The organism is Paenibacillus sp. FSL R5-0713, from assembly GCF_037973325.1.
GTDB lineage: Bacteria > Bacillota > Bacilli > Paenibacillales > Paenibacillaceae > Paenibacillus.
This window is the reverse complement of record NZ_CP150229.1, coordinates 4782936-4800479: the sequence shown is the minus strand read 5'-3', so window position 1 is coordinate 4800479 and position 17544 is coordinate 4782936. Positions and strand designations below refer to the sequence as shown.

At 47.7% G+C, this 17544-nt stretch carries 19 protein-coding genes; 17 read left to right on the top strand and 2 right to left on the bottom strand.

The genetic code is table 11. The annotated features are described in order from the left end of the window. The first annotated feature begins 1 nt into the window (after nt 1). On the top strand, nt 2-709 hold the full coding sequence (locus tag MKZ12_RS21415) for a metal-dependent hydrolase (protein ID WP_339236141.1): 708 nt from the start codon (nt 2-4) through the stop codon (nt 707-709). Between the two features lie 242 nt (nt 710-951). Here MKZ12_RS21415 and MKZ12_RS21410 read toward each other — a convergent pair whose 3' ends face one another. Further along, the gene (locus MKZ12_RS21410) at nt 952-1275 is read right to left on the bottom strand and encodes a hypothetical protein (protein ID WP_339256524.1); all 324 of its coding nucleotides are present in this window, start codon (nt 1273-1275) and stop codon (nt 952-954) included. Nucleotides 1276-1455: 180 nt separating this feature from the next. After that, nucleotides 1456-2529, bottom strand: coding sequence for a M42 family metallopeptidase (locus MKZ12_RS21405; RefSeq protein ID WP_339236137.1), 1074 nt, complete (start codon nt 2527-2529; stop codon nt 1456-1458). A 694-nt stretch (nt 2530-3223) separates the two neighbouring features. Here MKZ12_RS21405 and spoVAC point away from each other — a divergent pair. From spoVAC to MKZ12_RS21325, 16 genes are all read left to right on the top strand, one after another. Beyond that, nucleotides 3224-3676, top strand: a complete 453-nt coding sequence (spoVAC, locus tag MKZ12_RS21400; RefSeq protein WP_145324195.1) for a stage V sporulation protein AC — start codon at nt 3224-3226, stop codon at nt 3674-3676. Further along, nucleotides 3673-4689, top strand: coding sequence for a stage V sporulation protein AD (spoVAD, locus tag MKZ12_RS21395; RefSeq protein ID WP_339236134.1), 1017 nt, complete (start codon nt 3673-3675; stop codon nt 4687-4689). The genes spoVAC and spoVAD overlap by 4 nt, the downstream gene beginning before the upstream one ends. Before the next feature lie 4 nt (nt 4690-4693). Then, nucleotides 4694-5044 carry a stage V sporulation protein AE gene (gene spoVAE / locus MKZ12_RS21390; protein WP_091028336.1) on the top strand — a complete coding sequence of 117 codons (351 nt, stop codon included), beginning with the start codon at nt 4694-4696 and terminating at the stop codon, nt 5042-5044. A 209-nt stretch (nt 5045-5253) separates the two neighbouring features. Next, nucleotides 5254-6210 (top strand): MoxR family ATPase, encoded by a 957-nt coding sequence (locus MKZ12_RS21385; protein ID WP_253439472.1) that lies wholly within the window; start codon nt 5254-5256, stop codon nt 6208-6210. A 3-nt stretch (nt 6211-6213) separates the two neighbouring features. Continuing rightward, nucleotides 6214-7461 carry a DUF58 domain-containing protein gene (locus tag MKZ12_RS21380; RefSeq protein WP_339256521.1) on the top strand — a complete coding sequence of 416 codons (1248 nt, stop codon included), beginning with the start codon at nt 6214-6216 and terminating at the stop codon, nt 7459-7461. Next, on the top strand, nt 7458-9671 hold the full coding sequence (locus MKZ12_RS21375) for a transglutaminase domain-containing protein (protein WP_339256519.1): 2214 nt from the start codon (nt 7458-7460) through the stop codon (nt 9669-9671). Before MKZ12_RS21380 ends, MKZ12_RS21375 begins: the two co-directional genes overlap by 4 nt. Nucleotides 9672-9781: 110 nt before the next feature. After that, the gene (locus tag MKZ12_RS21370) at nt 9782-10309 is read left to right on the top strand and encodes a YqeG family HAD IIIA-type phosphatase (protein WP_036615148.1); all 528 of its coding nucleotides are present in this window, start codon (nt 9782-9784) and stop codon (nt 10307-10309) included. Next, nucleotides 10306-11433, top strand: coding sequence for a ribosome biogenesis GTPase YqeH (gene yqeH / locus MKZ12_RS21365; protein WP_249912122.1), 1128 nt, complete (start codon nt 10306-10308; stop codon nt 11431-11433). The genes MKZ12_RS21370 and yqeH overlap by 4 nt, the downstream gene beginning before the upstream one ends. Before the next feature lie 44 nt (nt 11434-11477). Then, entirely contained in the window at nt 11478-12347 is an 870-nt protein-coding gene (aroE, locus tag MKZ12_RS21360) for a shikimate dehydrogenase (protein ID WP_339256517.1), read from the top strand. 306 nt (nt 12348-12653) lie between these two features. Beyond that, nucleotides 12654-12947: a ribosome assembly RNA-binding protein YhbY gene (gene yhbY / locus MKZ12_RS21355; protein WP_063567269.1), complete on the top strand. Its 294-nt coding sequence runs from the start codon at nt 12654-12656 to the stop codon at nt 12945-12947. A 15-nt stretch (nt 12948-12962) separates the two neighbouring features. Then, nucleotides 12963-13553 (top strand): nicotinate-nucleotide adenylyltransferase, encoded by a 591-nt coding sequence (locus MKZ12_RS21350; protein ID WP_339256515.1) that lies wholly within the window; start codon nt 12963-12965, stop codon nt 13551-13553. Beyond that, nucleotides 13537-14103 carry a bis(5'-nucleosyl)-tetraphosphatase (symmetrical) YqeK gene (gene yqeK, locus MKZ12_RS21345; RefSeq protein WP_339256513.1) on the top strand — a complete coding sequence of 189 codons (567 nt, stop codon included), beginning with the start codon at nt 13537-13539 and terminating at the stop codon, nt 14101-14103. The genes MKZ12_RS21350 and yqeK overlap by 17 nt, the downstream gene beginning before the upstream one ends. Nucleotides 14104-14176: 73 nt before the next feature. Further along, a complete protein-coding gene (gene rsfS, locus MKZ12_RS21340) occupies nt 14177-14524 on the top strand; it encodes a ribosome silencing factor (RefSeq protein ID WP_253439462.1) in 348 nt (115 codons plus the stop codon). Next, entirely contained in the window at nt 14521-15426 is a 906-nt protein-coding gene (locus MKZ12_RS21335) for a S1-like domain-containing RNA-binding protein (RefSeq protein ID WP_339256511.1), read from the top strand. Before rsfS ends, MKZ12_RS21335 begins: the two co-directional genes overlap by 4 nt. Before the next feature lie 131 nt (nt 15427-15557). Beyond that, on the top strand, nt 15558-16328 hold the full coding sequence (locus tag MKZ12_RS21330) for a class I SAM-dependent methyltransferase (RefSeq protein ID WP_339236110.1): 771 nt from the start codon (nt 15558-15560) through the stop codon (nt 16326-16328). A 214-nt stretch (nt 16329-16542) separates the two neighbouring features. Next, a complete protein-coding gene (locus tag MKZ12_RS21325) occupies nt 16543-17499 on the top strand; it encodes an aminoglycoside phosphotransferase family protein (protein WP_339236107.1) in 957 nt (318 codons plus the stop codon). Nucleotides 17500-17544: the final 45 nt, after the last annotated feature.

The window sequence follows — 17544 nt, the reverse complement described above, 5'->3', positions numbered from 1 at the left end:
CATGATGGGAAGATCCCACCTGATTATCGGGACAGGCGTTTCGCTATCTGTACTTCAATTGGCTGGTATGCCGGTGACTGCACCCGCAGTTACGGTTGCTCTGATTGGTTCGTTATTGCCTGACATCGATGAGCCGAATTCGCTGCTGGTATCGAGAGCCTTGCCTAACAGTCTCATCAGGCTGTTACAGACCGTTCTTTTGCCGACAGCTGTGTTTGTGTACTTCTATGTTCATGCCAAACCATGGAACCTGCTGCTTGCAATTCTCATTGCACTCGTGTCATTCCTGCCTTCGCGTTCTCTTCGCAAAGTGTTGATGTTCACCATTGGACTCGGCCTGGTGTTCTACGGCCACGCATTTGCTCCGTGGAATCTGATTGCAGGCAGCCTGCTTATGCTGTGCACCACACTAACGCATAGGGGGTTGACGCATACCTTGTATGGAACTGCGGTCTGGGCTGGTTTACTTTACAGCACCTCGCAACAGCAGGGGCCGGAAATCTGGGTAGCAGGAGGTACGGCGTATGCCATGCACCTGTTGGCCGATTCATTAACCAATCGTGGCATTCGTCCGTTACCACCGCTCAAGTGGCGCATACGAGCCAATCTGATGAGCACAGGAACCAAACATGGAGCCGTTGTAGAGAATGTCTGCATTGTGCTTACCCTTATTTTGGCGTGGTTTGCGTTCTCGCCATTATTTCTGTAATGATACATAAAATGCCAGTCCGGTGAATCGGATTGGCATTTTGATGTGTTCATTTTCTCCAGATGCTGCGATTTTTACTGTTAGGACTTACAATAAGATCAGGTTGAAGTAGGTGAGCCAGTGAGTGTTCCGATGTCAGTAGAGCCATAAACAAATAAAACAACAAGAATAAGCACAATTAACAGTTCGGCAAACCCGGTTCCGTCAAACTCGGACATGATGTCCACCTCATTTCTTGGCGATTAGGAATTGATTCTCTGTTGAAATGCCTGTATAACATCATTCAGCGTCATATCGCCGCCGGTTTCATCCAGGAATTGTACCAGTTTGTCTGAATTGGAGGGTGTGACCTTTCGAAGTGTTTTATATTGACCAACCAATTCCACAACCAATGTAGCCTCACGAAACAACGTGACAGCATCCACTCTCAACTTTCCGCTCACCAATAGCGCTGCTACAATCAATTCGAGATTTTTTCCCTTGAGGTTTCCATTAAGGAGGGTATTAGCAGCGTTTGGTTTTTTGTTAGAACCTTTATTCGATTTTCCGTTTCTTCCCACTGCCATAACAGGTCCCCCACTGGTTGGTGTTTGGTTATTGATCTTCCATTATCGTATATCTTATGTGGCATTCTCCATAATGTTCGACCTATTAATCTAGTTGATTAAACCAAAAAAAGAGACATCCCGGTCTGACGGGACATCTCTTTCAGGCATAATTATTTAAGTGTTTTCCATGTAACTGAACTACGCGTTATCAATAATGGTATTCATCGTTGTCCGATCAAGACCTTTAACGAGTTTTACAATCAATTCTTTGGCCGCATCGTAGTCATCCGTATGAATGATGGAAGAAGAGGTATGGATATAACGTGCACAGATCCCAATCACTGTTGAGGGCACACCAATGCCGCTCAGGTGAACTTGACCTGCATCAGTACCGCCTGGTGAGATGAAATACTGCATTTTGATCTGATTCGATGAAGCCGTATCTTGAACATATTCCACCATTCCGCGATGAGTGAACATACCCGGGTCAAAAATACGAAGTAATGCTCCTTCTCCGATATGTCCAAATGACTGTTTGTCACCTGTCATATCATTCGCCGCGCTACAGTCAAGCGCGAAGAAGATATCAGGCTGAATCAGATTGGCCGCCGTACGTGCACCGCGAAGCCCCAGTTCTTCCTGAACCGTTGCACCAGCATAAAGTGTGTTTGGCAGTTTTTCCTTGTGTAACGCTTCAACCAGTTCAAGTGCAAGACCTACGCCGTAACGATTATCCCACGCTTTGGCCATGATTTTTTTCGGGTTCGCCATCGGCGTGAATTCACAGATTGGCACAATCTGCATCCCTGGATGAATGCCCCAGGATTCTGCTTCGGCACGGTTGTCTGCTCCAATATCGAGATACATGGAATTCAGATCAACAGGTTTGTTCCGCTGGGACTCGTCCAGCAAGTGTGTAGGTGTGGAACCTACAACTCCGGTAATCCGACGATCAGGTGTGATGATTTCCAATCGTTGAGAAAGTACAGCCTGACTCCACCATCCACCCAGTGGACGGAATTTGATCATACCTGTTTCGGTAATGCCCGTAGTCATGAAACCAACTTCGTCAAAGTGTCCGGCAACCATAACTTTAGGACCGGATTCCTCTCCCCGTAAAACACCAAATAGACTCCCTAGGCGATCCTGGACGAACTCATCCGTATAAGCGGAAAGCTGCTCTTTCATCCAGCCGCGAAGCTCACGTTCAAAACCGGATGCGGAGGGAAACTCCGTCAACGTGCGAAACATATCCATCGTTTTTTCATTCATGTGTCAACAACTCCTCTGTTGGTATGTATTTCAGGTCACAGTAGAACGGCTACCCGCCTGTTGTCCTTTTAGATGTAGTTCAAAATCAGACTTTTTTGAACACGCATCTGATTATGCGGAGGACTTGTTATTTAACCACTGGTCACATTACAGTATGAACCTTGCGCAAGTGATTGTCCATGTTTATGTCACGTATTTAAGGCATGTTTTGGGCGCTTGTCTTACCCATGTTTCATGATTTTATCCGCGGTAGCCGCAGACCTGGAGCTACTTCAATGAATATGAATATACAGAGGGGATGTCATCATTTTGTGAAGTTTATATACTCAATATTTCCTTGTCTCATACAGGAAGGAGCTAACTATCCAATGAAGCCTCCGGAAGAGGGCACGGAAAAAGTACTGTTCATCGTTCTTTTTATCTTGCTCGTGATTGTTCTTCTTTATTTATAGAACGTATCTATGAGCCTTCAAATCCGGCGGATCTCCAACCTGTTTCCACCGTATGATCTTGTTGGAAACATATGCTGTCTGTCGCCGGATACATAACCTTCCGATGATTAACAAACACTGAATATAAGATTATACACATTGGCATTCAGCCGTAGCTTTGAACCATTTTGACATAGAGGAGGTCTTGCATCTTGCCAGCTCAATCTGCATCAGGAAGCGAAAAAAAAACGTCGTCCCTGTCCATGGATGAAAAGGAGTACAAAAAAGTTGCGAAAAAACATGAACCGCCTCGTCCAATCCTGAAGAACTGCCTCAAGGCATTTCTGGTTGGAGGTACCGTCTGCTTGATAGGACAGGCCATTCAAGAGGCTTTCATGGCCGGTTTCGACATGACATCGAAGGAAGCTTCCAATCCTACGGTGGCGGTCATGATTCTCATATCCGTTATTCTGACTTGTCTTGGGGTATACGATAAAATGGCTCAATGGGCAGGAGCAGGAACGGCTGTGCCGGTAACCGGATTTGCCAATTCCATGTGCTCTGCTGCACTTGAACATCGTGCTGAAGGGTTGGTACTTGGGGTTGGGGCCAACATGTTCAAACTTGCTGGTTCCGTTATCGTGTTTGGTGTCGTGGCAGCATTTGTTGTAGGCATCGTGTACGCCTTTTTGGGATTTGGAGGTGGACACCTGTGAAGCGATTGGGTCGCCAAACGTGGCAATTTGAGAATCGTCCGCGAATTATCGGCAAGGCGGCAGTAGTAGGACCAGATGAAGGCAAAGGTCCCTTGTCATCAGATTTTGATTACATCTATGACAACCTTGAGATCGGTGAGAAGACGTGGGAGAAGGGAGAACGCAAACTGCTCGAACAGGCTTCCCAACTCGCTTTGATTAATGCAAACATCACCAAGGAAGAGCTACACTTTTTTGTTGGTGGAGATCTGATGAATCAGATTATCAGCAGTTCATTTTCAGCGAGAAAATTGGGTGTGCCTTACCTTGGTGTCTTCGGAGCTTGTTCAACTTCTATGGAAACGTTGGCGCTGGCATCCATGATTGTGGACTCGGGAGCTGGCGATTATGTCCTTGCAGGTACGGTCAGTCACAACTGCACGGTTGAGAAGCAATTTCGTTATCCGACGGAGTATGGCTCTCAGAAGCCGCCTTATGCGCAATATACCGTTACGGGTTCAGGGTGTGGTGTGGTGTCCCGTACAGGTGATGGTCCAGTAGTGACCAAGGCTACCATTGGTAGGATCATGGATTTGGGAATCAAAGATCCCTTCAACATGGGTTCAGCGATGGCACCGGCAGCCGCCGACACCCTGATCTCTCATTTCAGGGATACGGGACTGGAGCCTGGTTATTACGATCTTATTGTGACCGGGGATCTGGCTTCTGTCGGTCTGCCGATTACCAAAGAGCTTTTGCAAAAAGAAGGTCTCCCCATGGAACAGACGGTGTTCAATGATTGCGGATTGATGATCTATGATCGGGAGAAACAGCCTTATGTTGTTGCAGGAGGAAGTGGCTGCGGATGTTCTGCCACGGTAACCTACGGTCACATTTTGAATCGGATGCAGAAGGGTGATCTCAAACGGGTACTCGTTGTGGCTACGGGTGCACTCTTGTCACCGCTCTCGTATCAGCAGGGTGAAACTATTCCTTGTATCGCACATGCCGTAGCTATAGAGAAGGAGGGTTAATGGAATGCAGTTCTTGTGGGCATTTATCGTTGGCGGTTTGATCTGTGTTGTAGGACAGCTTCTAATGGATGGTGTCAAACTTACACCGGCACATACCATGAGTACACTTGTTGTGGCAGGGGCGGTTGCGGATGCACTCGGTCTTTATGATCCTTTGGTTAAGTTTGCAGGTGCAGGTGCTTCTGTTCCTATAACAAGTTTCGGTAACTCCTTGGTACATGGAGCATTGACTGAACTTGAGAAAGAGGGATGGATCGGGGTGATCACCGGGATATTTGATCTGACAGCGGCGGGAATATCGTCAGCGATCATCTTTTCTTTTTTGGCGGCATTGGTGGTTCGTCCAAAAGGCTAACTTCATATGACAAATTCACTTGAACCTGATTTTGATTCACCAAAGGCTTCGGATTACTTCTATCCGGGCCTTTTTTGTCGTATTCATGCGAGAACTGCGGTGAATCTGACGGGCTGGAAACAAATTGTGAGTTCCTTCGAGTGTACTCACGCCCGTGGATCATGTACAATAAAAGGAAATCTGTATGCTTTTTTAGGAGGTTAGACCACATGCCTGTGCGCAAAGAGTCGATCCAAATCATATCCGCAGTTCGTTCGAATCTGGAATCCTGCATTATGGGGAAATCCTTTGAAATTCAACTTTTACTTACAGCTTTGCTTGCAGGCGGGCACGTTCTGATCGAAGACGTACCGGGAACTGGCAAAACGCAGTTGATCAAGGCATTATCGAAATCCATGCGCGGAGAGTACCGACGCATTCAATGTAATCCTGATATTTTACCCAGTGATATTACGGGCGTATCCGTGTTCCATCCGAAGGATGAACGTTTTTATTTCCGTCCAGGTCCCGTGATGACCAACATCCTGCTGGCTGATGAGATTAACCGGGCCACTACGAAAACTCAGTCAGCATTGCTTGAAGTCATGGAGGAACGCAGTGTAACCGTGGATGGCGATACGTATGATCTGCCACATCCGTTCATGCTCTGTGCAACTCAGAATCCGATTGATTTTGAAGGCACATACACGTTGCCGGAAGCACAATTAGACCGGTTTATGTTGAAAATAAGCCTTGGTTATCCGGATAAAGAAATCGAGAAAACCCTGCTGAAAACGCATCAGTCCGGCCAGCCTGTAGATCGTCTCGAATCCGTCACCCATATGGACCAGATCTCGGCAATCCAGCAGGAGATCAAGGAAGTCTTTATCGGTGATCCGGTCATGGACTATCTGCTGGATGTTGTTCGTCAAACCCGCTCCCATCCATCCGTATTGCTGGGTGCCAGCCCACGGGCAGCCATATCCTTCATGATGGCGGTAAAAGCCTTTGCTTTCTTGCAGGAACGTGATTATGTGCTCCCGGATGATGTGAAGACGATGGCCCCTTATGTGATCTCTCATCGTATTGTGCTTCGTCCCGAATCGAGACTGGACAGTATGAGTTCCGAAGCAGTTCTGAATGCCGTGCTGCAGCAAGTACGCGTGCCCGTCTCCATGGGGCAATAGTTCATGAAGCAGCTTTTGAGTACAGTCAATAGAGGGCTGCGCCACCCACGCGTATGGAGCATCGCAATGGTGTGGATGTGCTGTCTGGCTTATGTTTTGTTCCAGGGCGGGAAGACATCCCTAATGTTACTTTCGATGGTGACCCTGCTCTGTGTGTATCTTGCTATCGCTGGATTTAGCGGTGTACGACGTGCTCAGGGAGTGCGTAGGCTATCTTCTGGTCCGGACCATGAAGAACTGCTTCATGCAGGTGATCAGGTTCAAGTACAGTTGAGTCTGACCATTCCGGGATTCCTTCCGCTTCCCTATGTGGTTGTACGTGAAATGCTGCATCGGCATAATGGAGAATCGTGGTCGTTCAAGGAAAGTTTGATTCCCAATATGCGAGGTAATGGGGAGTTGTCATTCCAGACACCGCCACTTGAGCGGGGGAAGTACGTGTTCTCAGAAACGGAATGTGCCAGTGAGGACATATTCGGACTGATTGAACATCGAGGAAAGTTTAAGGCTAAAGGTGAGTTTCGCGTACTGCCAAGAACGGTATTTATTCCATATTGGCAGCTCTACGACCGCAAATCACGGTTATCTGGTCCTCAGACGGCGTTAACCCGTTCACGGAGAGAGACCACTCAGATCAATGGTGTACGTGACTACGTATACGGAGATCGACTTTCCCGCATTCACTGGAATGCTACGGCAAAGACAGGGAACTGGAAGTCCAAGGAGTTTGAACATGAGTCTGTGCCCAAAACCATTCTGGTTCTGGATGCGCTGGCATCAAGTTATGAACATGGGGATGCTTTTGAAATTGCCGTGTCCACAGCTGCCTCACTGCTGGAGTATGGTGCGAGGGAACGGATGGGAATGGGATTGTTGACATTGTCAGACGAGACCTCTTACATGGCCCCCAGTGAAAGTCAGCTGGAACGACAGAAGATGATGCATCATCTGGTAGACATTCAATACAACGGTCAGGACACTCATCTGTTGCCTGGAGTGGAAAGAATCGCACGTCAATTGCCTCAGGGAGCTTACTTTGTTGTGATTTCTCCCCAGAAGGATGAAAAGATATTGGAACTGTTGCGCTGGGCTGATACGCGGGGCATGACGCCATGTCATATTCTGATGGATACCAGTGAATCCCGCCGTAGTGCGGAGTGGAATGCGATGTTGCGTGGAAGAGGCACGAGGTCATTCACGGTTTCTCACTTGCAGGAGCTTCCAACGGTGATGGGGGGAGGTTCTGTATGAGTACAAAAGGAAATGAAAGTGTTGCAGGCAAACGATCTTGGTATCATGCAGCGTCATTGCTCTGGATTTTCCTGATTGGCATGCAGTGGATTTCATTTACGCAGGAATCGTGGTATACGGAGACAACGTCTCTCGTGTTATGGACACTTGCAGCGGTCAGTGTGCTGGAGGTCATTCTGCCCTTCAAAACGATGTATCGCGCGATGATCAAGGCGGTCGTCGTTGGTTACATTTTGCATAAAACGCTAATTGATTATACGGTGTACATCCCTTACGGTTCATTAACGGACCGAGCGGAGCAATTCATATTGCATATGACGCCTTACATCTGGTTCTCCCTGTGTGCATGGGTGATGCTTGAAGCTGCGCTTCGACTCGTGACCACAACACGTCGCATTCTTGTTTTTCTGGGTGTTAACATCATTTCGATGGGGATTCTCGATTCTTTTACCCAGATTCCACTCTGGATTGAAATCGCGTGGGTGATGTTTGCAGGGATGGGATGGCTCGTATGTCAGCATTTCCGTAACTATCAGCTCCAGTATCCACAAGGTTGGAAACGAATCATCCGTTATCCTTATAAAGTCCTGGCCAATATTGCCATTATTTTTTCTTTGATTATTGTAGCCAGCGTCAACATGCCAGAGATTCCGCCCACCTTGACGGACCCGTATACAGCGTGGCGGAACTATACCGGAAGTTCCACAAGCCAGGTTGGTAACGGAAACCTTGATATTCCGGCAGCTACCGAATCGGGATACAGCAGGGAAGACAATCAGCTGGGTGGCGGATTCAACTTCGACTATACCCCTGTCATGTCTGTCACGACCAATGAACGTAGTTACTGGCGCGGTGAGACACGTGCAGAGTATACAGGCACAGGCTGGGATGACCGTGGACGGGGTGCAACAGAGAATGTTCAAGCAGGACAGCCTCTGGAGAACGATCAATCCGGAAATGTGAATACCAAACAAGTGATTCAGAACGTAACGATGCTAAACGATAATGTCTATCCAATTCTCTTTGGTGCTTATTCGATCTCGGAAGTGAGCTCGATTAATGGCGAGGGCAGAACGGAACGGATGTTGTGGAATCCAGAACAGGCTGAACTGCATGTAGTGACAGACCGTCAGCAACCACAGTATCCCAAGACGTACACCATCGTATCTGAAGCCCCTGTGATTGTGGAAGATGAGCTTCGTACAAAGTCTTTTGAAGATCTGTATAACAGTAACCCTGCTGATGATATGTACTTGCAGTTACCATCCCGTTTCCCTGACCGGGTCTCGAATCTGGCAGCCGAGATAACGGCATCTGCGAATACGCCGTATGAAAAAGTGGCATTACTGCAAAACTATTTACAAACTAATTTTGAATACACGAACAATCCGGATTTATCTCGAAAAGTAAGCAGTGACTTTGTGGAAGGTTTCCTGTTTGATATTATGGAAGGCTACTGTGACTACTTCTCCACGGCGCTGGTGATGATGGCGCGCTCGGAGGGCATTCCTGCAAGATGGGTTAAAGGTTATGCGCCTGGACAGCTGTCCCTCAATTCGGACATGCAGGCTCCGCGTCAACCTGGCGCGGAGATTGAGACGACCTACACCGTTACCAATGCAGATGCACACTCCTGGGCTGAGGTCTACTTCGGTGAGTATGGCTGGATTCCTGTTGAAGCAACACCGGGCTTTGATATGCCACTGCTTACGGAACAGCCTGACGTACAGCCTGTAGATGAGCCTGAAGAACAGCCTGAAGAGGAGCCGGTACAAGAGGAAGAGCAGACCCCTGCACCTGAGCAGAACGCGTCTACCATCCCGACTTTTGTCATCTGGGCTGCAGGAGCCGTTATCGTATTGTGGGTAGCATACATGTTCTGGCGTAATCGCTTCTCCATGCGATTCTTCCTGCTTCGTTTACGGACAGGTGGACCGCTCAGTCCTGAACAGAAGGTGGTGGCGGAGACCGAGCGTTGGATTCATTATGTGAAACGCAAGGGACTGACCCGGAGCGGAGACGAGACACTTCGTGAATCAGTAGCTCGCTGGAGCCAGGCCAAACCTGCTGCAGAAGCTACATTGTATGAGCTTCTCACGAAGTTTGAACAGACTCGTTACAGTCCGGCGTCCGTAACTGCCGACGACTGGAAGGGTGTCTATCAGACTGCCTTGAAGCTGAGAAAAGAATTGAAAGCGGAACGGGCATAGTTGTTGCCCGTCCCGTTTTTCCTTTTTTCCTATGCCATCAGGCGCTGTATGCATTTTCAGGAAAGACGGATTTGTGATATAGTGTGTCGTATGAAACTGAGGTGACTTCTTTGTTTAAAATGTTAATGCCCAAGCTGCGTGTAGACACGGTTTTTGACATTAATCTGGAAGAGCTGTACGCTCAAGGCTACCGTGGAATTATAACTGATCTGGATAACACACTCGTTGGAGCCAAAGCCCCTGACGCTACACCCGAACTGATTGAATGGTTTGCGCGTGTGAAAGAGGCCGGTTTCAAGCTGATGATTGTGTCCAATAACAATTTGAATCGTGTATCCCTATTTGCGACCCCGCTGGATATCCAGTTTGTGCATAGTGCACGCAAACCATCGAATGTACCGTTTCGTAGAGCAATGAAAATGATGGAGTTATCTCCTGAAAACACGATTGTAGTAGGCGATCAGATGCTTACGGACGTCTATGGAGGGAACCGGATGGGGTTATACACCGTTCTGGTACTGCCAATCTCCATTGGTGACGAAGGATTTATGACCCGCTTCAATCGGCGCGTGGAACGGATTGCTCTAACGAGTTTACGCAGGAAAGGCTTATGGCTTGAGGAGGAAAAGAAGAAATGACAGAACCGCATAACGGCAATCTTGCCGTAAGGTGCAGCGGATGCGGCGTGCATCTGCAAACAGAAAATTCGGAATTACCAGGGTTCATCCCCGAGAAGGCACTGGATCGTGAACCGGTTATATGCCAGCGCTGTTTCCGCATCAAAAATTACAATGAGTCATCATCCGTTACAGTGGATCAGGACGAATTCCTGGCGCTGCTTAGCAAAATCGGGGATAAGGATGCACTTGTCATCCATATCGTTGATTTGTTTGACTTTGATGGCAGTATTATCTCTGGTCTGCAACGTTTTGTAGGCAACAATCCGGTGTTGCTTGCTGTGAACAAAACGGACTTGCTTCCAAAAGTAACCAACTGGAACAAGGTTCGCAACTGGGTGCAGAAGCAAGCCAAAGAACAAGGTCTGCGCACCGTGGATGTCGTCTTGTGCAGTGCGAAGCAAAATCAGGGCTTCGACCGACTGCTTGAGCTTGTGGGAACGTATCGCGAAGATCGTGACGTGTACGTGGTTGGCGGTACCAATGTGGGTAAATCCACATTGATTAACCGTCTGATCCGTGATTACAGTGATCTGGAGCAGGAACTGACCACATCCCGTTATCCGGGAACAACGCTGGATATGGTGAACATTCCGCTGGATGATGGGAAATATATTATAGATACGCCCGGAATCGTATATCCATGGCGTTTCAGCGAGATTGTTTCACGTAAAGATCTCGCTGCCATCATGCCGGAAAAACCGCTTAAACCGGCTGTCTATCAGTTGAATTCCGGTCAGACGCTGTTCTTCGGCGGCATGGCTCGATTTGACTTTGTGGAAGGTGATCGTCAGTCGTTCACGTGTTTTATCAGCACTGCGCTTGATATTCACCGGACGAAGCTGGAGCGTGCAGACGACCTGTACCGCGATCACCTGGGAGAATTGTTATCTCCGCCAACCCGTGAGAATGCAGCTGAGATGGCTGAATGGACCCGACATGAATTCCGCATCAAACGCGGCAGTCAATCGGATGTATTCATCTCTGGTCTGGGCTGGATTAAGGTCAATGGTGATATTGGAGCGCTGGTTGCTGTTCATGCTCCAAAAGGCATTCGTGTACAGATCCGTCCATCATTGATCTAACAAATTCTCAAAACCTGTACATCAGATGGATCGGAGGCTTACCTATGTCTGAGCAGAAAAAGTTCAACACTTCACTTCCCGTATTGCTTGGTGTCATGGGTGATCCTATTGCTCACTCCAAGTCTCCGGCAATGCACAATGCAGCTCTACTGGCTGCAGGAGTGAATGGAATGTATATGCCACTGCATGTTCATCCGGATCAACTGGAAGCCGCAGTTCGGGGTATTGTGGCATTGGGCTATCGTGGTGTCAATGTCACGATCCCGCACAAAGAGCAGGTCATGCAGTATCTGGATGTGATCGATGAAAGTGCTCGCCTGATTGGTGCGGTGAATACCATCGTCAATGAAGGTGGAACACTGACAGGGTATAATACGGATGGTATTGGCTATGTCCGATCTTTGAAGGAAGAGGCTGTACCTGAGCTTGCGGGCAAACGTATTGCGGTACTTGGAGCAGGTGGAGCAGCGCGGGGCGTCATATACGCCCTTGCACTGGAAAAGACTGAGCATATCCATATTCTGAACCGTACAGCGGACAGGGCTATTGCACTTGCTTCGGATTTACGGGGCCATGGTCTGGGAGAAATCTCGGGCAGTGGCATGGAAGAAGTTGCGAATGTACTGGCTACGGCTGATATCGTGATTAACACAACGTCTGCCGGAATGCATCCGCATGTTGATGACGTACCGGTTGACCCTTCATTGATTCGTGAAGGAGCAGCGGTAAGTGATCTGATCTACAATCCGTTGGAGACCCGTCTCCTTCGGGAGTCACGGATGCGTGGATGTACGGTGCACGGTGGTCTGGGTATGTTTGTATACCAGGGCGCAGTGGCCTTTGAACATTGGCTCGGCATTCCGGCTCCTGTGGAGACGATGAGACGAGCGGTGTTAAACAGTTTTGAAGTGTGAAAATGATATTAAGAGTACAGGCAGACGACGAGTGCAGAACCAATCTCAAGAAACGGAGTGGTCGCTTAAAAGCTTTCTGCAAGAAAGCTGCTTCGGAAGCATAAGCTATAACCGGATTTTCCCTTTGTGAAAAGGGATCAGAAAAATCTGGGGATAACAGCGATCGGAAGATGGTACTGCAATCGGAGTCACCTTGTGTCTCAGTGATCATTTTCACCAGTGAAAAATAATAATTGAATGGTCAGGTCCGGACAGTTTTTGTGCTGTCGATCAGGGCCTGCTCAACATAAGGAGTATGGAGTATTCATGTTAAACGGTAAACAAAAGCGCTTTTTGCGGTCACAGGCACATCATCTGACCCCTGTATTTCAGATTGGTAAAGGTGGAACGAATGAACACCTGTTCCGTCACATCGAAGATGCGATTGAGAAGCGCGAATTGATGAAAGTGCAAGTGCTCAACAACAATGATGAGGACAGAAAAGAGATGGCTGAAGAAGTTGCCCGTGAAACGGGAAGTGAGCTTGTACAAGTCATCGGTAACACAATCATCCTGTACAAAGAATCGCGCGATAACAAACAAATCGAACTACCTAGATAAGGGAGTGTGACGCGGGTGAAGATCGGTATCATGGGTGGTACGTTTGATCCGATCCACATGGGACACCTCCTGGCAGCTGAAGCGGCAAGGGATTCGCATGCACTGGATGAGATCTGGTTCATGCCTTCCCATGTTCCACCTCACAAACGTGGCGCCGGAGCTTCGGGACAGCAACGTCTCGATATGACGGAAGCCGCTGTGAGGGGTGTTGAGCAATATGAGGTGCTGGATATCGAGATGGAACTTGGCGGAGTGTCTTATACAATCGATACGATGAAGGAATTGTGGCGTCGCCATCCTGAACATGAATTCTATTTCATTATCGGGGCGGATATGGTGAACTATCTTCCCAAATGGGAGCAGATTGAAGAACTTGCAGAACGCCTAACCTTTATCGGGGTTGGTCGACCGGGCTTCCAGTTACATCTGGATGATCTACCAGACGAGTTGCAGGATCGGGTCCTACTGGCCGAGATGCCTTTGGTGGATATTTCATCGACAGCCGTACGCAGACGTCTTGCCAAAGGACATTCGGTGCGCTTCATGATTCCTGATGAAGTGCACCAATACATTGTAAGGAGCGGTTTATATGGGACTAAGCCGTGATGAACTGATTCAAGCCGTATCCGGACAAATGCCGGAGAAACGCTGGAAACATACACTTGGCGTGATGGAGTCGGCTGTGATGCTGGCTGAAAAATACGGTGCTGATCCTGTAAAAGCGGATCTGGCAGCGATATTGCATGATGTGGCGAAGTATTGGCCCGTAGCGGAGATGGAAGCGGTAATCCGTGATAACGGATTAAACCAGGAACTTCTGCAGCATGACAAACAGCTCTGGCATTCCGAAGTCGGTGCTTTTGTAGCCGAGCGTGATTACGGTGTAGAGGATTCCGAAGTTATTAATGCCATCCGGTGGCATACCTCGGGTCGGGTAGGCATGAGCCTGCTGGACAAAGTGGTGTGTCTTGCCGATTATATTGAACCGGGACGAGATTTCCCGGGAGTGGATCACATTCGCGAACAGGCTGAACATAGTCTGGAGGAAGGATTAATTGCCGGATTCGATTCGACGATCAGCTTGCTGATTTCGCAGCGCCGTGTTATTTATCCGTTAACCGTGTTGTCACGCAATGACTTGATTACTCAATTATAGTTGTTCAAAAAGTCCACTTTTGATTATAAAGGATCTTTTTGAACACACAAATATAGATTATGGAGGTTGGTTCATGACAGTATCATCGAAAGAACTTATGAATATGGCGGTTGCTGCCGCTGACGACAAAAAGGCATCCAATATTGTAGCGTTGGATCTGATTAATGTTTCCCTGGTGGCCGATTATTTTGTTATTTGTCACGGGAATTCCGATACACAGGTACAGGCCATTGCCACTGAGATTCGCAAACAGGCTCATGCAGCTGGAGCGACGATCAAAGGTATCGAAGGTATGGATTCCGCACGTTGGGTACTGATGGACATGGGCGATGTAGTTGTTCATATCTTCCACCGCGACGAGCGTGAATACTACAACATTGAACGTTTATGGTCTGATGCCAAAGTGGTGGAAATGGTATGAGTTTGATTGCTGGAACAGTCGTCTCTTTGTCGGTGTCACGTGAAGTGTCTCCGTTTGGTTTCTTTTTGACGACAGGATCGGAAGATGTACTGCTTCACTACACCGAGCTAACACGGGATATTAAGATTGGTGAGACACTTGAGGTCTTTGTATTCTTTGATACGGAAGATCGTCTGGCTGTAACGATGAAGAAGCCTTATCTCATGCTTGGCGAAATGGCACGACTGGTTGTGGCTGATGTTCACCCACGACTGGGCTGTTTCCTGGAAATGGGACTTGGACGGCAATTGCTGCTTCCTATTCGTGAATTGCCTGAACTGGAAGAACTGCGTCCTCAAGTGGGGGATGAAGTCTTTGTCATCATGGAACATGATAAGCAAGGACGTCTGCGTGCCAAATTGGCCGGGGAACGTGAACTTTCACCATTGGCTTTCCATGCGCCAACTTCATGGTTAAACGAGTGGGTTGAAGCGACGGTATACAAGCCACTGCAGATGGGTACTTTTGTACTTGTAGAGGGCGGTGTACTTGGCTTTGGGGCAATTGGCATGATTCATTCATCTGAACGTAGTCATATGCTGCGTCTTGGTGAGAAAGTGAAGTGTCGAGTGACACTGGTACGTGAAGACGGACGTGTGAATCTGGCCATGACTCAGCTCAAACAAGTTGGACGTAACGAAGATGCAGACAAGCTTCTCGCCTTTATGAAAGAGCGTCCTATGGGCGGCATGCCTTACTCGGATGCAACTCCGCCGGATATCATCAAGCAGCGCTTTGGGATCAGTAAGTCTGCGTTCAAGCGTGCCTTGGGAAAATTGATGAAGGACGGATTGGTGGTCCAAAAGGAAAGCTGGACGTATCTGTCCGAATCTGCTCCTAAGGAACAGAATGAAAACAATTAATTTTTTTGATTGAATATTTCGTAATATGAAACTCGGAGAAGGCAGGGATAGGCTGGGTAAATACCGGATACCCCTGCTTTTTCTTTTGTTAGCGAGGTTTGAAAAATGAAATTGAAAGTGCGGTGCCTGACATGTCTTACCGGAAATTTGCCTATGTCTACGATGAATTAATGGAAGATATGCCTTATCCGGACTGGATAAGGTTTGCAAGAACAGCATGGGAACAGCATGGAATGCCCAAAAGTGTCGCTGAACTTGGCTGTGGAACGGGCTCTATTACAATCCCGCTCGTGAACTCCGGTTTCGAAGTTACAGGCATTGACCTGTCAGCAGATATGCTGTCGGTTGCGCGCAGCAAGATGGAGGCTACGCCTCAGGGTCATCGCTTGTATCGGGAAGGCAGCGTACGTTGGGTGCAGCAGGATATGCGAGACTGGCGAGTTCCGGAACCTGTGGATTCGGTGATATCATTCTGCGATTGCGTCAATTATCTGCTTGAACAAGAAGATGTCGTTCGAACATTCCAGCGGACATATGAGATGCTGAAGCCGGATGGAACGTTTTTGTTTGATGTGCATCATCCCAATACGCTTATCCGTTATGATGAGGAGCAGCCTTTTGTGCTTGATGAGCGCTCCGTATCTTATATTTGGACTTGTGATTTGGACCAGGATCGCTGTGAGATTGAGCATCATCTCAGTATTTTTTCACGTGTGGATGACGGCAGCAAGGATATGTATCAGCGGTTTGAAGAAGTTCATGTCCAACGTGCATATAACCCGGACTGGATGAAGCTGGAGTTATCCAAGGCAGGTTTTAGAGATGTGAAGGTATATGCGGATTTTGAATGGAAAGAGGCAGGAGACAGCGCACAGCGCTTGTTCTACGTTGCTGTGAAGTAAGTATAAAAGATAAAAACTGTTCCTTATGTTGTATGGGGGCAGTTTTTTTATTTCTCGTAAAGATGGATTGACATGTTTCTGTGATCGGGCGAAGAAATGCTTGGAAAGACCCAAGAGCGTGACAAAAAGTATTGCCAGCTAAAGTAAAGGAGGCGATAATAGTCGGATAGAAAGCGTTTTCTATGGAAACCAATAGTCGAGGTGAGGTGTGGAAGTGGAAAGTACATATAAAACAAGACTCTCGTCAGAACAAATAAATGCCATAATCGAGCAGCATCTATCTGCAAGTATACAGGACTACAAGGAAATGGTGGATGGCTGGGCCAATCATGCATATCTCATTACATTGAGTGACCAACAGCAAGTGGTACTCAAAATTGCCCCTTCGGCTTCCACCAATCTGATGCGCTGTGAGCAGGATCTGATGATTGCTGAGGTCGAGGCACTGCGTCTCATCGGCGAGTTGAAGGATGTTCCCGTACCCAAAGTTCTGGTTTATGATGATTCGTTAACCATGGCTTCAGCGCGGTATTTTATCATGGAGTACATGTCTGGAACACCCTATAATCAGGTCAAGGATCAGTATTCTGCGGAAGAGCAGGAAGCCGTTGAACAACAACTGGGGCGTTACAATCGTCGAATAAATGAAATCAAGGGCGAGAAGTTCGGATATTTCTCAGAGCAAAAACAGCGTTATTCCACATGGAAAGAAGCATTTATGAACCTGATGGAAGACGTTCTTGCCGATGGGGAAGAAGCCGGGATTACATTTTCGATGGATCACTCTGAATTGAGACGTTTGATTGAAGAGAAATCGGATGTGTTGGACGATGTAAAAGAACCTCTTCTTGTCAGCTGGGATCTATGGGATGGAAATATTCTAGTAGACAAAGGTCGCATCACAGCAATTATTGATTTTGAACGTTCACTGTGGGCAGACCCTCTGATGGAGCATTATTTCAGTCATTTTAACTATACACCCGGTTTTGTGAAAGGTTATGGGCGTGCGATTACGACTGAAAGTGAGCTAAAAAGAAGAAGTCTGTATGACTTGTACTTTGATCTGGTGCTGCGCATTGAGTGCGCTTATCGGCAATATGACAATCAGGAACATGTGAATTGGACTATTCATAACCTGGAGGAAGGAATTGAGCGATTTCGGTTATCCTGAACAGCACCAGCGTTATGAAGGATACAAACTGTGATCTTCAAGAAG

Bases quoted from the DNA above. Each gene is read 5' to 3' on its own strand.
- MKZ12_RS21415 (WP_339236141.1), top strand. From the start codon at position 2: ATGATGGGAAGATCCCACCTGATTATCGGGACAGGCGTTTCGCTATCT.
- MKZ12_RS21410 (WP_339256524.1), bottom strand. From the start codon at position 1,275: ATGGCAGTGGGAAGAAACGGAAAATCGAATAAAGGTTCTAACAAAAAA.
- MKZ12_RS21405 (WP_339236137.1), bottom strand. From the start codon at position 2,529: ATGAATGAAAAAACGATGGATATGTTTCGCACGTTGACGGAGTTTCCC.
- spoVAC (WP_145324195.1), top strand. From the start codon at position 3,224: ATGGATGAAAAGGAGTACAAAAAAGTTGCGAAAAAACATGAACCGCCT.
- spoVAE (WP_091028336.1), top strand. From the start codon at position 4,694: ATGCAGTTCTTGTGGGCATTTATCGTTGGCGGTTTGATCTGTGTTGTA.
- MKZ12_RS21385 (WP_253439472.1), top strand. From the start codon at position 5,254: ATGCCTGTGCGCAAAGAGTCGATCCAAATCATATCCGCAGTTCGTTCG.
- MKZ12_RS21380 (WP_339256521.1), top strand. From the start codon at position 6,214: ATGAAGCAGCTTTTGAGTACAGTCAATAGAGGGCTGCGCCACCCACGC.
- MKZ12_RS21375 (WP_339256519.1), top strand. From the start codon at position 7,458: ATGAGTACAAAAGGAAATGAAAGTGTTGCAGGCAAACGATCTTGGTAT.
- yqeH (WP_249912122.1), top strand. From the start codon at position 10,306: ATGACAGAACCGCATAACGGCAATCTTGCCGTAAGGTGCAGCGGATGC.
- aroE (WP_339256517.1), top strand. From the start codon at position 11,478: ATGTCTGAGCAGAAAAAGTTCAACACTTCACTTCCCGTATTGCTTGGT.
- yhbY (WP_063567269.1), top strand. From the start codon at position 12,654: ATGTTAAACGGTAAACAAAAGCGCTTTTTGCGGTCACAGGCACATCAT.
- yqeK (WP_339256513.1), top strand. From the start codon at position 13,537: ATGGGACTAAGCCGTGATGAACTGATTCAAGCCGTATCCGGACAAATG.
- rsfS (WP_253439462.1), top strand. From the start codon at position 14,177: ATGACAGTATCATCGAAAGAACTTATGAATATGGCGGTTGCTGCCGCT.
- MKZ12_RS21335 (WP_339256511.1), top strand. From the start codon at position 14,521: ATGAGTTTGATTGCTGGAACAGTCGTCTCTTTGTCGGTGTCACGTGAA.
- MKZ12_RS21330 (WP_339236110.1), top strand. From the start codon at position 15,558: ATGTCTTACCGGAAATTTGCCTATGTCTACGATGAATTAATGGAAGAT.